Source organism: Dysgonomonas gadei ATCC BAA-286, from assembly GCF_000213555.1.
Taxonomy (GTDB): Bacteria; Bacteroidota; Bacteroidia; order Bacteroidales; family Dysgonomonadaceae; genus Dysgonomonas; species Dysgonomonas gadei.
On sequence record NZ_GL891992.1, the window covers coordinates 1 to 15,731 of the forward strand.

The following is a 15,731-nucleotide window of genomic DNA, read 5'->3' on the forward strand; positions in this document are numbered from 1 at the left end:
CCGACAAAAACTATAATAATCCCCAAACGGGAATCATGGCTGATCAGATTATTATCTTTACATCCAGAATCGCTCAAAAAGGATATCCCGATAAATTACGATCTGTTGTATATTATAGCAAGGAGTTGAAAACTACTTTTTCTTTTTTGACAAACAATCTGGATATAACAGCTGAAGAAGTTGCCACTCTATACAAATATCGTTGGAATATAGAAATCTTTTTCAAATGGATAAAACAACATTTGAGAATAAAGGAGTTTTATGGGACTTCTGAAAATGCCGTCAAAATTCAAATATTTTCTGCTATAATAACCTATTGTCTTGTTACAATCATGAAACATGAATTAAAAATAAAAGTGTCCACTTATGAAATATTACGAATACTTAGTTTATCATTATTTGAAAGAATGCCAATAGAAAATCTTTTTAATAATAATGATACGCAGATAAACTATCAAAATGATACTCAATTATGTCTAATTTTTTTTAGTGGACACTAGTGTATGCAATACGCCCCTACAGGAGGTTGAAAACAGCTTTATGAATTTTGATGCGTTTGCCCTAATTGCATATATCAAAAGACATATCGGCTCTTTAGAACTTTTTATGCAATCTTTTCTTGTTATCTACATTCCGAATCATTTTCTTTGTGTCTATGAAAAAGATAGTAAACCCTTGGGAAGGGCTGGATGGTTATATGTGTTTTGCCTGTTCGCCCGCTAACCCGTCGGGACTCCATATGGAATTCTATGAAGACGGCAATGATATAGTTGCACATTGGAAACCAAACGAGTATATGCAAGGCTGGCTAAACACGCTTCATGGTGGAATACAAAGCACCCTGATGGATGAAATTGGCGGTTGGATTATCATCCGTAAATTACAGACGACAGGAGTGACCTCGCGTCTTGAAGCCAGATTTATAAAGAGTATCCCTACCAATGAACCCTTGTTGACAATCCGCGGAAGAATAAAAGACCAGAAACGAAACGCCGTTTTCCTCGAAGCTGAAATATATAACTCAAAAAACGAACTATGTGCGCATGCCGATATGGTCTATTTCATTGTGAGCCAGGAACAGGCAATGGAGCAATTTCATTTTTGCGGATGCAAGACAGAGGATGAATGACGACCTTAACCACTTTTATAGTTTTAGTTTATCTATAGTATTTGCCAATGTCGCAGCTATCAGATTTAACACAACAAAAAAACTCTATCTTTGTTATATTTTTGATTACAACTAAAAAAATTCAGATATGAATTATTTCAATTATAAAAGGCGTTTGTCTTCCGAAACCAGAATTGGCGACACTCCGCTCGGAGGCGGCAATCCTGTACGGATACAATCGATGACGAATACTAACACCAACGATACCGAAGCCAGTGCCGAACAAGTCATAAGAATCGTAAAAGCCGGAGCTGACTATGTACGCCTCACTGCACAGGGAGTACGCGAAGCCGAGAATCTCAGGAATATAAAGGATGTGGTAAGGACGCAGGGATACAATACCCCTCTGATTGCCGATATACATTTCAATCCTCGTGCGGCAGAAGCGGCCGCAAAGATTGTAGAGAAAGTGCGAATCAATCCGGGAAATTTTGTTGACAGGGTAAAAACTTTCGAAACATTCGAATACACAGATGAAGAATATGCACAGGAAATAGAGAAAATACGGGCGAAGCTCATTCCTCTGCTCAATATATGTAAAGAACACAAAACAGCTATCCGTATCGGGGTAAATCACGGTTCATTATCCGACCGTATTATGAGCCGTTATGGCGACACTCCCGAAGGTATGGTGGAGTCATGTATGGAGTTCCTCCATATTTGCATTGCCGAAGAATTCAGGGATATTGTAATTTCCATGAAAACTTCCAATACAGTAGTCATGTCAAAAGCTGTCCGCCTGCTTATTACCCGTATGGAAAAAGAAGGCCTTAACTTTCCGTTACACCTCGGAGTCACTGAAGCGGGAGATGGCGAAGACGGGCGTATAAAATCGGCTGTAGGCATCGGATCTCTTCTTTCCGACGGTATCGGCGACACCATCCGTGTGTCCCTGAGCGAGGATCCGGAATATGAAGTACCTGTGGCTCGAAAACTTGTTGCATATATCAAACAGAAAGAAAATCATCCGGAAATAATAGCTGCCCCAAGCGATAAATTTTCTCCATTCTCTACCGACCGCAGGGAAACATATACGGTAGGCAATATCGGAGGAGATAATCTACCAGTGGTGATTTCGGATCGCTCGGAAGGCAATTTCGAATTCAATGTTCATTTCCTGCCAGACTATCTATATGTAGGAAAAGAATTACCGCTTGGCGCTCCACGTGCAATACCTTCTATTATAGATTGGGAGGGATGGAAAGGGGAAAAGAATACATACCCTCTGTTCGATAAATCGAATTGGGAAAAGATAAGGGGGGATGATGCGGCGATCAAGTTCCTGCGCCTCTCATATCCTGAATTAGATGATAATATTATCACCCTGCTGAAAGCAGACAAATCTATCGCTATTATTCTTTCGACTAATCACATCAACGGTGTAGGAGAACAGCGCGCGTTCATACATACCCTGATGAATAATAATTGTGATACTCCCGTAATACCCAACCGCAGATATGAGGAGAATGAAACGGAAGATCTGCAGATAAAAGCAGCGGCTGATTTCGGAACTCTTTATCTCGACGGTTTCGGCAACGGCATTATGCTTGAGAACCAAGGAAGTATTTCATTGAAAAATATAGATGCGTACATGTTCGGTATTTTACAGGCATCGCGCATCCGTACAAGTAAAACCGAATATATATCCTGCCCTAGCTGCGGACGTACATTATTTGACCTGCAAACAACCGTTGCATTGGTGAAAGGTGCCACCTCACACCTCAAACACCTCAAGATAGGAGTTATGGGCTGCATTGTTAACGGCCCGGGAGAGATGGCGGATGCCGATTACGGTTATGTAGGGGCTGAAAAAGGAAAGATATCCCTCTATAAAAGAAAAAACCTAATAGAAAAAAACATTGCTTCGGAAGAGGCTGTGGAAAGACTTGTCCAGCTCATTAAAGACAATGGCGACTGGATGGAACCGGAGAATTAATTGCAATAAAATACTTAAAGGAGCAGGATTTCAGAAAAACCTGCTCCTTTGATTTTAAAAGGATTCTCCCCTAATCGTAACAATTAATTAACAAGCCTATATTATCTTTGTACTCAGATAACATTAACTTTATCCCTTTTTTAAACAAGCATAAGCTACTTATTGTTAAAGAAATATACTTATATTAAAATAATGGAAGGAAAAAAGAATTATACAGGGCTTACAGACAGTCAGGTAAAAGAAAGCAGGCAAAAGTACGGAGCGAATATACTCACCCCGCCTAAGAAGGAACCTTTATGGAAGCTTTTTCTGCAAAAGTTTGAAGACCCTATTATCCGCATCCTGCTTATAGCCGCGTTTCTCTCTCTGGGAATATCCATCATACACAACGAATACATTGAAACCATCGGTATATTCTGCGCCATTCTACTGGCTACGGGAGTATCTTTCTGGTTCGAGATGGATGCCAATAAAAAGTTCGACGTCCTCAACCAGGTAAACGATGAGGATATGATCACCGTTATGCGTAACGGTAATATCCGCCAGGTGCCTAAGAAAGATATAGTGGTAGGCGACATCGTGTTTCTGGAAATGGGAAATGAAGTTCCCGCCGACGGAGAACTGTTCGACGCCGTATCCATGCAGATAGACGAATCCTGCCTTACAGGGGAACTTAGCATAGACAAAACAATAGATCCCGAGCATTTCGAAGAGGGTGTGACTTATCCATCCAACTGGGTACTCCGGGGCACGAAAGTAATAAACGGACACGGAGTGTTCGAGGTAGCCCGTGTGGGTGATGCCACCGAATTCGGTAAGGTTGCAGAAAAATCTACTGAAAAGGTAGAAGGGGAAACTCCTCTGAACCGACAGTTGGACTCTCTTGCCAAATTTATCGGGGTAATCGGGCTTGTACTGGCTATGCTTACTTTTGCCGTCCTCTTCATAAAAAATATATTTAACGACCCTGCGGTACATGTTTCACTTGGTGAACTCGGCCTTCTCGGGGCAGTTATGATAGGTGTAGCCATAACAATGGTAAAAGTATGGTTGCCTATTATATATGATGGCCTTGAACTTGCCGGCAAAGATATCAAGTTACCGAAAGCCGTAGCCGAAGGCAGTTGGCTGAGATGGCTTCTTACAGGAGCATTAGTAACTGTCGTTTTAGCTTTTTCGGGATATATCTTCGGGGTAAATCCTTTGGATGATGACTCATGGATCAGCATCGATGTGGCAGCGAATATACTTCAGGCATTTATGGTAGCTGTTACACTCGTTGTAGTGGCGGTACCGGAAGGTCTGCCGATGAGTGTTACGCTCAGTCTGGCACTGAGCATGCGCCGTATGCTGAAGATGAACAACCTTGTGCGAAAAATGCATGCCGTGGAAACGATGGGCGCCACCACTGTTATCTGTACAGATAAAACAGGTACGCTCACCCAGAACCAGATGCAGGTAGCAAATACAAACTTCTACGGAGTGGCAGATCAGAACCTGACAGACAGTGAAGTGAGCAGGCTGGTGATTGGAAATATATCTGTAAATTCGACAGCATTTCTGGACTTCTCAAATAAAGAGAAGGTTTCAGCACTGGGTAACCCAACCGAAGGGGCGCTGTTATTATGGCTGAACAAAAGCAAAATATTATATAGCAATATCCGTAATAAAGAAGAGGTACTGGATCAGTTGCCTTTCTCTACCGAGCGTAAATATATGGCAACCCTTGTCGATTCCCCGAAACTGAAAAGAAAAGTACTTTATGTAAAAGGTGCGCCGGAAGTTGTCTTTGCAAAGAGTAAACATGTAGCAGGCATAAACGGAGAGGCTCCTGTCAGTGAATTCAAGGATATTGTAGACGAACAGTTACTCCAGTATCAGAATCAGGCAATGCGTACTCTTGGGTTTGCATATAAATATATCGAAGAAGGAAATAATCAGTCCGTTGAAGAGCTAGCCTCAGGCGATTTAATATTCTTAGGTATCGCGGGTATCTCAGATCCTGTACGTACCGATGTGCCCGGAGCTGTAGAGCGCTGTCTGAATGCGGGTATCGGAGTTAAGATAGTGACAGGGGACACGTATGGCACGGCAAAAGAGATAGGACGTCAGATCGGTATCTGGAAAGATGAGGAAGACACAGACCGGAATATAATAGGCGGTATTGATTTCGAAAACCTTTCTGACAACGAGGCATATGAAAGGGTAAAAGACCTGAAAATAATGTGCCGCGCCCGTCCTACCGATAAACAACGTCTTGTTCATTTACTGAAACAACGGGGTGAGATAGTCGCCGTTACCGGTGACGGAACAAACGATGCTCCCGCCCTCAACTATGCTGATGTAGGACTGTCGATGGGCTCGGGAACATCCGTAGCCAAAGAGGCAAGTGATATAACCCTTCTCGACGACTCATTCAGCAGTATTGCCACAGCTGTAATGTGGGGACGTTCGCTCTACAAAAATATCCAGCGCTTTATATTGTTCCAGTTGACAATCAATGTGGCGGCTCTGCTGATTGTGTTCTTAGGTTCTATATTCGGACAGGAATTGCCTTTGACAGTAACACAGATGCTCTGGGTGAATCTGATAATGGATACATTCGCTGCCGGAGCTTTGGCCTCTCTCCCACCCGATCCGAATGTAATGAATAGTAAACCCCGAAAGAACAGCGATTTTATTATAACCAGTTCTATTGGGAAGCATATTCTGACTACAGGCATTCTCTTTGTTGTATTGCTGTTGGGGATGATGTATTATTTCTCTACTCCCGAACATCTTAATTCATTCTTTAGCTATATCCCTGAAGCAGATCGGAACGGATATTTCTTATCCTACTTCTTCACTGTATTTGTGTTGTTGCAATTCTGGAATATGTTCAATGCAAAGGCATACGGCACAGGTAAATCCGCTTTTGCAGGCTTAAGTAAAAGCGCAGGATTTGAACTTGTTGCCCTGATAATACTTATAGGCCAGATATTGATAGTTACTTTCGGCGGTGAGGTATTCCGTACTATGCCGTTGACTATACAGGACTGGGGTATTATAATCGGAGGAACTTCATTTGTACTTTGGATCGGAGAATTGGTTCGCTTATTAAAAAAGAAGTAAGAATACGGAATATTAAAGAAGAACTTTATCTATACCCTGCACACTGATATAACTACAATCAGTTTGCAGGGTTCTTTGATATATTGAATTGGCCCCTCGGGGAGGCTATATAGAGAGTAAAAAGCTAATTATTAATTATTAATGCCAATCAGTAGTTCAAGTAACTATTGTAGTATAAAATTGTTCTATTATTTTCAGCTCCACTTCGTTGCGCTTAAACGTTCATTTTGGCATTGCCCAAAACGAACCAAAAGGCTAGCGCTTCATTCCTCGGCGACCCAAAACCGTTTCGTCGGCTGAATCAAACAAACGGGCTATCGCCCCGTTTGATTCTACGCCGCCTGCAACGGATTGGGTACCCCGCCTGCGTCACTAATGCGCAAGGGCTGACGCACGCGGGGCTAAAGCATGAAAAGACACAGTTCTGTCGCCGCATCGCGGTAACGGCCTCGGCCCTCAGGCGGGGTACCCAATCCGTAAAGCGGAGGTGTAGGGCAAAATACGGTAGCTGCTATACACGGCTGATAAGCCAACTAAAAATGATTCCGTATTATTTTGCTCCACCGCAGCTGCGGTTTTGGGTCGCCGGAGGATGCAGCCTTGATTTTTGTAACTTTTTATCAAGAAAAAGTTAAGAGAAACAAGCCGGACGGCGCGTTAGAAAAAATAGAACATTAAATCTCAACTACTAATTCGCATTAATTATTAATTGTTTTCTCTGTTACCTTTGTTACCTTTTAACCATTTATAGTTAACGAACGTAAAAATAACAAGATAAAAACGATGAAAATTCTGTCAGACATGTCAGGTTTTAACTAAATATAGTTAATAAACGTAAACATGATGATGGGTTGGAATTTGTGTCTTTGTGTGAGAATACTGTTTACTGTAAAGCCACTTATGCGATAGCCAAAGCTAACGGCTAATAGCTATCAGCTAAAAGCTGAAACATGTGTTACCTTTGTTACTTTTTGAAGAAAGATAGAAGTCACTCCGTCCTGCGGGCAATTATGAGTAGATTAGAGTTCAAGTTGTTGACTGCTTACTGTTAACTGTTAACTGACATACCTGTTACTTTTTAACATTTTCATAAAAGGACGAAAAAGCCAAAAACAAAAAGGCAAGTGCATTTTCCAATACACTTGCCTTTATCTAAGTATTTATATAGACTGTCTTTTTTACCAGAAATACATATAGAACGCCGCACAAAGGGCGACAACTCCGAGCGATGCAATAACATCCCATTTGTTCCAGCTCTTTCCGATAACTTTCTTGTAATCGTCCGTGAAAGTGATGGCTTCTATCTGTTGAGCAGTTGGTTTCGGCGTAAAGAACGACACAACCACCATCAGCAACATGATGAAAACAAGCAGCCATATCTCAAAGATAAGCCAGTTGGTTTGCCAGAACCAGCTAGTGCATTCCCAGTACCAGCCGCTCATTATATCTTTACCTGTATTTGTAAATATATTGGTCAGCAAACGAACCATACCGATAATAAAGCCCACTATCATACCTACTTCACCGGCCTTAGGCGTAATCCTTTTAGAGAATATACCCAGTGCGAACACAGCTACCATTGCAGGCGCAAGCAACGATTGAATACCTTGCAGGTAATCGTAAAGACTACCAAGGCTCATCATGACAGGTATCCACACAATACCGAGTACGACTACGACAACTGTGGCAATACGACCTACCAGAACGTAAGTATCCTCGCTCTTGCCTTTAAACATCGGCTTATAGAAGTCCTCTGTAAAGAGCGTAGCACAAGAGTTGAAGAATGCAGCCAAAGATGCAACGAGTGCCGATATAAAACCTATGGTAACAATACCTTTCACTCCGGCAGGCAATACAAATTTAACCATCGACCCAAAAGCTGTATCGGGATCTTCCAATGTAAATCCACTGTCGGGACGCGCAGCCAATGCAGCAGCTATCATTCCCGGTATCAGGAACATAAAAACAGGCAGCAATTTGAAATAACCGGCAGCGATAGTACCTCTGCGAGCACGTTTCATTACTACATCATTATCTTCTCCTTTGCGTTGTCCTAGTACACGCTGAACGATATGCTGGTCGGTACACCAATACCAGAAACCAATAATTGATGCTCCGATAAATACCCAAAATCCGGGATAGTCGTCATACAACGGGTCACCAGTACTAAAATGAAACATATGATTTGTTCCGTACGCAACACCATCTTCCCCTACATTCAGCGTTTTAGCATAGTCGATCATCGCAGTCCAGCCTTCAGGGATACTACCACCACCAAGTGCAGATAATCCAAGGAAAAGCACAAGGAATGAACCTGCTATAAGAATCGGAGTTTGAATAGCTGACAATGTCATCACGCCTTTCATACCACCAAAGACGGTAAAGATACCTGTTAAGACAATCAAGCCGATAGCCCCGTACCAGAAAGGCAACCCAAGAAGGCTCTCCATGAAGATACCTCCGGTAAATGCTGTTACGCTCACTTTGGTAAGCACGTACGCGATAAGAGTGATGATAGACAACCATGAGCCTGTAGCCGGGGTGTAACGATATTTAAGGAAATCGGGCATTGTGATGATTTTACCCATCTTATTATTCATAAGCTGATAGAAAGGCACAAAAAGCCAACCCAGAATAAGTATCATCCAGCCTTGCATCTCCCAGTGTGCCATACCTACTCCGGCTTTTGCACCTGTTCCGGCAAGTCCCACGAGATGTTCCGAACCAATATTTGCAGCGAAAATAGCCGCACCGATGATATACCATGGCTCGCCTTTACCGAACAGATAGTCTTCGCTACTGGCACCCTGTTGCAGGCGCTTGTCTTTTTGTATCGAACGCCAAACGGCCCATGTCACCGCTAATATCCCGACTGCAATAATCACCCAGTCGAGCCAAATAAATTCATGTGAATTCCAGTTCATAGTATTTTATAATTAGAAGTGAAAAACTAAAAGTGAAAAATGAAAAATAAAGACCCAATCATTGTCGCTTCGCATAATTTTTCACTTTTCACTTTTCATTTTTCATTTAGTTAAATAATTCCGTTTCTGTGAATTTACCCAGCTTCTGATATTTAGCATATAATTTCATATACACCTCATGCTTAACCATATCCGGTTTATATTCGAAAGCGAACCCTTGCCCCATCGCTTTTTGCGCGGCCTTAATATCAGGATGAATACCAGCAGCTACCGATGCGAACATAGCTGCACCGAACGCACAAGCCTGTTCCGACTTGGCCACCTTAATAGGCATACCCAGCACATCGGCTAAGGTCTGCATAACAAGCGGCGACTTCAAAGATATACCACCTATACCGATTACACTGTTTATTTCGATACCATTTTCAAGGAAACGGTCTACAATCGCTTTGGAGCCGAATGCTGTAGCTTCGACCAAGGCTTTAAATATAAGCGGCGCAGAACTGGCAAGGTTCAATCCTGTAATTGTACCTTTTACCAATTGATTGGCATCAGGTGTACGGCGGCCATTCATCCAATCGATAGCCAGTGCTGAACTTTCGGTTGTAGGAATTTTTTCAGCTTCTTTCGATAAAACAGGGATCATCTTATCTAAGGCTTCTTCTATCAGTTTATCTTTTGTAGCCTGATCTACTAATGTAGATTCTTTCAGTATCTTCTCTAAAGGCCACGCCAATACAGATTTAAACCATGCATAAATATCTCCGAAACCCGATTGTCCGGCTTCAAGACCAATCATGCCCGGAATAACAGAACCGTCAACCTGTCCGCAAATACCCGGAACAAGTTTGCCATGCATATCTTCATACGAAGCCACCATGATATCGCAAGTAGAAGTTCCGATAACACGGACGAACGTTTTAGGCTCGATCTCCGCACCGACAGCACCCATGTGACAGTCGAAGGCTCCCACGCCTACCGCTACATTTGTTGTCAGTCCCAATCTTCCGGCCCATTCCGGCGTAAGATTACCAACCTTCACATCACTTGTGTATGTTTCGTGGAACAGTCTCTCTCTAAAACCTTTCAGTTCGGGAGCCACTTCCACAAGGAATTCTTCGGTAGGAAGCCCATCCCATTCTTTCAGCCACATGGCCTTATGACCGGCAGCACAGCGTCCTCTTACTATATCAGCAGGCTTTGTAGTTCCTGTAATTAGTGCAGGCATCCAGTCGCAATGTTCTACCCAGCTATATGCATCGTTTACGATAGATTTATCAGCTTTCAGTACATGAGCGATTTTTGCCCAAACCCATTCGCTGGAATAAATTCCGCCTTCATATGCTGTATAATCGATAGGCCATCGTTTAGCCACTTCGTTGATTTTTGCCGCTTCTTTGATAGCAGTATGGTCTTTCCATAAGATAAACATTGCGTTCGGATTTTCTGCAAATTCGGGACGCAATGCCAATACCTGTCCGTCTTTGTCGATCAGGGCAGGAGTGGAACCGGTAGTATCGAACGACATACCGACAACAGCCTCAGCAGTTCCGGCAGGTGACTTACTCAAGGCTTCCTTCACCGATTCTTCCAATGCTTCAACGTAGTCGAGCGGATGTTGCCTGTATTGATTGGCCTGAGGGTCACAATACTGACCTTTCATCCACCTCTTATAATATTTTACAGACGAAGCTATTTCTTTTCCGGATTGAGCTTCGATGATTACTGCCCGACAGGAATCTGAGCCATAATCAAGTCCGATTGTATATTTCATTTTATTTAGTTTTAAAGTTTACTAGTTTATCAGTTTACGACTCTTTCTTGTACACTAGCAAGCTAATAACTAGTATACTAAAAAATAGGGTACCGAGAATAATCACTACTCACGGTACCCCAGAACCTTAATTTAACGATTTATTTAATAAGTAGTACACTTCATTTACTTTCAACTCAAACTTGAAGTTGTTTATAGTTGTATTTTCATCGATAGTCACCAGTTCGATACCTGCGATATCGGCATAGTCTTCCAACATCTCGGTAGTTACAGAGAACGAAAAACTTGAATGGTGAGTACCTCCTGCCAGAATCCATGCTCCTGCACCTACTTCGAGATTAGGCATCGGTTTCCACAATGCACAGGCCACCGGTAATTTTGGCAGCGGTTTAGGTTCTACCACTTTCACTTCATTTACAATCATACGGAAACGATTTCCCATATCTACGATTGTCGCTGCCACTCCTTCGCCCTTGTGAGCCTGGAATACCAGACGGGCACAAGTACGGGCATCGCCTATACCAAGGAAATGAACTTCGATACGTGGTTTTGTACCTGTTATATCCGGATTGATTTCCAACATGTGAGACTGCAGAATAGTGCTGTTCTCTCCATCGAAATTCAATGTATAATCTTCAAGGAATGATTGTCCGCCCGGCAGACCTTGTCCCATTACCCACATGGTGCGAACAAGCGCAGCTGACTTCCAGTCCCCTTCGGCTCCGAATCCGTAACCTTCTGCCATAAGGCGCTGCGAAGCAAATCCCATTAATTGTTTCATACCTGCCAGTTCGTTGAAGCTGGTAGTAAATCCTTTAGCTCCTTTATCCTGAAGAAAACGGCGAAGGCCTATTTCCTGAGCTGCGGCATCGCGTACAAACTGGTGTTTTTCCGCACCTTTTTTAGAATCGGCAGCAAAGTCATATATCTTTTCGTATTCGGTAATCAACGCATCTATTTCAGCATCTGTAACAGCTTCTACATATGGAACCAAAGTAGCAATAGGCGCATTATCGACATGGTAACCAAGACGCATTTCTGCCTCTACTTTATCTCCGTCTGTTACAGCCACATTATTCATATTGTCTCCGAAGCGGATAATAAGCATATCCTGAGAATCTGCCCATCCTGCACAAACACGCATCCAGTTTGCTATCTTAGCCTGAACACCTTCATCGCTCCAGTGACCGACAACTACCTTGCGGTTTTTGCGCATGCGGCTTACCATGTGGCCAAATTCACGGTCTCCATGAGCCGATTGGTTCAGATTCATGAAGTCCATATCTATTTCATTCCAAGGAATTTCTTTATTGAACTGCGTATGAAGGTGCATCAATGGTTTTCTCAAATTCTGAAGTCCTTTGATCCACATTTTAGCAGGAGAGAACGTATGCATCCAAGTGATAACACCGACACATTTAGAATCGTTATTTGCTTCTTTGAATACTTTCTCCACTTCAGGAGAAGAGTTAGCAGTACCTTTGTAAACAATCTTTACCGGAAGTTTGCCTGAATCATTCAGGGCTTTTACCATTTGTGTAGAATGGGAGTCTACTGCAACTACTGCATCTCCACCATATAACAATTGTGCGCCGGTTACAAACCAGACTTCTAAATCTTTGAAATCCATGATATTATTTTTTTATAGTTAATGATAAATATTTTTACTGTCCGTAATATGCTCCCGGACCATGTTTTCTAAAAAAATGCTTTTTAATAAGCTCCTCGTTCATTTTTAGTTGAGGATTAATTGAATAGGCGATGTATGCCATTTTTGCCACCTGCTCCAATACTACGGCATTGTGTACCGCATTGTGAGCATCTTTTCCCCAAGAGAAAGGGCCGTGATTATTTACCAGTACTCCCGGTGTATAATCGGCATTCAGTTCGGCAAAACGTTCTACAATCACATTACCAGTCTCCAATTCGTACTTGCCTTCAATCTCCGCTTTTGTCATCTGGCGTGTACACGGAATTTCATCTTTGAAGTAGTCGGCATGAGTAGTACCTATATTAGGAATATCGCATCCGGCCTGAGCCCACGACGTAGCATATGTAGAATGAGTATGTACTATACCCCCGATATTCGGGAATGCTTTATATAATACTAAATGAGTAGCGGTATCCGATGACGGCTTTAATTTACCATCCACAATATTCCCATCCAAGTCGAGAACAACCATATCCTCAGCTTTCATTGTATCATATGATACACCTGACGGTTTTATAACAACCAGACCTTTTTCACGGTCGATCGCACTTACATTTCCCCAAGTGAAAATTACCAATCCGTGTTTTACTAAATCGAGATTAGCGTCAAATACTTCTTTTTTGAGTGATTCCAACATAATGGTATGTATATGGTAATTATATCAGGCGTTTTTTGTGACTCGGCATAACCAAAATTAATTCTGTTTCTGCACTCGCTACTTAAAACGTTCTTTTATTATAAGGCTCTCTTTAAATAAGTGTAGCGTTTACACTTGCAATATTAGCAATAAGTGTTTAATCATACACTTATTTTTTATATGTTGTAAAACATATTTAGTAAAAAAAGTATTTACAAGTATAAAAAAAGAGAGCAAATAACTCTCTTATAAATCTTTAATGAAATATGATTTTATTTTTACAATGAAAAGTAATATCCTTTTTGGAGAAGTAAATCATACTTTTCTTTGTTGAAAGTATAATAAAATGCTCCTCTTTTCGAGCTCGATTTATCTTTATCGTCCTGCTTTTCGAGGATTTCCATCTCCAGTATTTTTTTACGGAAATTGCGTTTATCCAAAGTAGTCTGATAAATGGCTTCGTAAAGCGCCTGTAGCTGTGGCAAAGTAAATTTCTCGGGCAACAGATTAAAACCAATCGGCTGCGTTGCCGTTTTCTTCCTTAATATTTCGATCGTATCTCGCAACATCTGGTTGTGGTCAAATACGAGCTTACCGACCTTTTCCACTTCTTCCCACCTTGCATTATGGATCTCACATACATTTTCGTCAAACATCTCCAAATCTATCAATGCATAATAGGCAATCGACACAACGCGTTCTCCCTCGTCACGGCCGATTTCTCCATAGGTACCCACCTGTTCCATATATACATCTTGTATGCCTGTATATTCATGTACCACGCGGGATACTGTTTCCGACAGACTTTCATCGGATCGTAAAAATCCTCCCATTAATGTATCTTGTCCTTCCTGTGGCTCAAATTTACGCTTTGAAATAAGCAAATATAGTTTACCATCCTTAAAGCCGAGGATTATACAATCGACTGAAACATAGAATTTTTCTTGTTCTCTATAAAATAATGGAGTCATCTGTGCGTTTTTATATTTATGCAAATATATGCATAATTTCAGTTCATTAAGTGTATTAAATACGTTTTATTTTTACAACCAGTAAATATAGCATATTTTTTCTTTTTGTAATATTTTAAATAATTTAATTTATAGCAGAGAATCGGATTACTATTAGAAGGAGTTCGGTGAAAATTCTCATGAATTCGTTTCACAATCAGGTTTATCCGGCAAAAAAGTTTAACTTTAAGCCTGTTTTTCCAAAAAAATACTCATTGCTTAGTCTAAGTATATTTGTTTAATGTATATTATTATCATGAACCTGACATTGAAGTTCTCGGCAATCCTCTTTGTATTACTCTTTTTAGTATCTTCATGTAAGAAGAAAGAAGCAAATACCCAGCAATCCGGAGACGCCCCCACCCAAACATATACTAATCCACTATTACAAACAGGGGCACGTCCATGGGCCACATATCATAACGGCAACTATTATTATCTCCAGGATAGTGATAATAAGATCATACTATGGCAAACTCAGGACATTACCGACCTGAAAAATGCACCAAGCAAGGAAGTATGGATACCAAAAGATAAGAACAATTCATTTCATATCTGGGGCCCCGAACTGCACCGGATAGATAATAAGTGGTATATCTATTTTGCCGCAGATGACGGAAACACGGATAATCATCAGATTTATGTTATAGAAAATACATCCGAAAATCCTTTTGACGGTGAATTTTCAATGAAAGGGCGTGTAAAAACGGATAAGGACAATAATTGGGCTATTCTTCCGAGTGTATTCACCCACAACGATGGCTTGTATATGATTTGGTCCGGTTGGCAAAAGCGCAGGATAGAGGCCGAAACCCAATGCATTTATATTGCCAGAATGGAAAACCCATGGACTTTGGCTTCTGACAGAATACTGATCTCTAAACCTGAATATGAATGGGAACGACAATGGATAAATCCTGACGGAAGCAAAACCGGCTATCCGATTTATGTAAATGAAGACCCGCATTGCTTTCATACAAAAGAGAAAGATAAGGTACTTATCTACTATTCGGCCAGCGGTACATGGACACCATACTATTCAGTAGGGATGCTATATGCCGATGCCAACAGCGACTTACTAAATCCTTCGTCATGGACAAAATCGGATAAACCTGTTTTCACCCAGAATCCCGAGAATCAGGTATTCGGCACAGGTAGCCCTTGCTTTATACCATCCCCTGACCAGCAGGAAATATATTTTCTATATCAGGCGCGCGCCATAGATAAAGAGCCTTATGGTTCTCTTCCTTCGGGAGACATGGATACCCGGTCGCCTCGATTGCAAAAGATGGAATGGGGAGATGATGGTTTTCCTGTATTAGGAAAAGCTTTGTCCGAAATAGATAAAATAAAAAAACCATCCGGAACAAAGTGAGGTCGCAGACCTATTTATTATTTTTATAATTATAATAGCAAAAATCGGTTACGATTGGATAATGCAGCATCAAAATCTTCTTTCA

The 15,731-nt window shown here is 41.5% G+C and carries 10 protein-coding genes; 5 read left to right on the forward strand and 5 right to left on the reverse strand.

What is annotated here, in order from left to right; genetic code table 11:
- From HMPREF9455_RS18895 to HMPREF9455_RS18910, 4 genes are all read left to right on the forward strand, one after another.
- Nucleotides 1-500 (forward strand): IS4 family transposase (locus tag HMPREF9455_RS18895; protein WP_006801363.1); only part of this gene is annotated, 500 nt, incomplete at its 5' end.
- 155 nt (nt 501-655) lie between these two features.
- The gene (locus HMPREF9455_RS18900; protein WP_006801365.1) at nt 656-1,129 is read left to right on the forward strand and encodes a PaaI family thioesterase; all 474 of its coding nucleotides are present in this window, start codon (nt 656-658) and stop codon (nt 1,127-1,129) included.
- Nucleotides 1,130-1,256: 127 nt separating this feature from the next.
- Entirely contained in the window at nt 1,257-3,104 is a 1,848-nt protein-coding gene (locus HMPREF9455_RS18905; protein WP_006801367.1) for a 4-hydroxy-3-methylbut-2-en-1-yl diphosphate synthase, read from the forward strand.
- Nucleotides 3,105-3,296: 192 nt separating this feature from the next.
- Nucleotides 3,297-6,215, forward strand: coding sequence for a calcium-translocating P-type ATPase, PMCA-type (locus HMPREF9455_RS18910; protein ID WP_006801368.1), 2,919 nt, complete (start codon nt 3,297-3,299; stop codon nt 6,213-6,215).
- Nucleotides 6,216-7,393: 1,178 nt separating this feature from the next.
- Here HMPREF9455_RS18910 and HMPREF9455_RS18915 read toward each other — a convergent pair.
- The 5 genes from HMPREF9455_RS18915 to HMPREF9455_RS18935 all read right to left on the reverse strand — a co-directional run bounded on the left by HMPREF9455_RS18915 (nt 7,394) and on the right by HMPREF9455_RS18935 (nt 14,232).
- Nucleotides 7,394-9,139, reverse strand: coding sequence for a sodium:solute symporter (locus HMPREF9455_RS18915; RefSeq protein WP_006801369.1), 1,746 nt, complete (start codon nt 9,137-9,139; stop codon nt 7,394-7,396).
- A 106-nt stretch (nt 9,140-9,245) separates the two neighbouring features.
- On the reverse strand, nt 9,246-10,913 hold the full coding sequence (locus tag HMPREF9455_RS18920; RefSeq protein WP_006801370.1) for a ribulokinase: 1,668 nt from the start codon (nt 10,911-10,913) through the stop codon (nt 9,246-9,248).
- A gap of 127 nt (nt 10,914-11,040) precedes the next feature.
- The gene (araA, locus tag HMPREF9455_RS18925; protein WP_006801371.1) at nt 11,041-12,543 is read right to left on the reverse strand and encodes an L-arabinose isomerase; all 1,503 of its coding nucleotides are present in this window, start codon (nt 12,541-12,543) and stop codon (nt 11,041-11,043) included.
- 34 nt (nt 12,544-12,577) lie between these two features.
- Nucleotides 12,578-13,261: an L-ribulose-5-phosphate 4-epimerase gene (gene araD, locus HMPREF9455_RS18930; protein ID WP_006801372.1), complete on the reverse strand. Its 684-nt coding sequence runs from the start codon at nt 13,259-13,261 to the stop codon at nt 12,578-12,580.
- Nucleotides 13,262-13,539: 278 nt separating this feature from the next.
- Nucleotides 13,540-14,232, reverse strand: a complete 693-nt coding sequence (locus tag HMPREF9455_RS18935; RefSeq protein ID WP_006801373.1) for an NUDIX hydrolase — start codon at nt 14,230-14,232, stop codon at nt 13,540-13,542.
- A gap of 280 nt (nt 14,233-14,512) precedes the next feature.
- On the opposite strand from HMPREF9455_RS18935, the gene HMPREF9455_RS18940 reads away from it, so the two are divergent.
- Nucleotides 14,513-15,646: a glycoside hydrolase family 43 protein gene (locus HMPREF9455_RS18940; RefSeq protein ID WP_006801374.1), complete on the forward strand. Its 1,134-nt coding sequence runs from the start codon at nt 14,513-14,515 to the stop codon at nt 15,644-15,646.
- Nucleotides 15,647-15,731 lie beyond the last annotated feature (85 nt).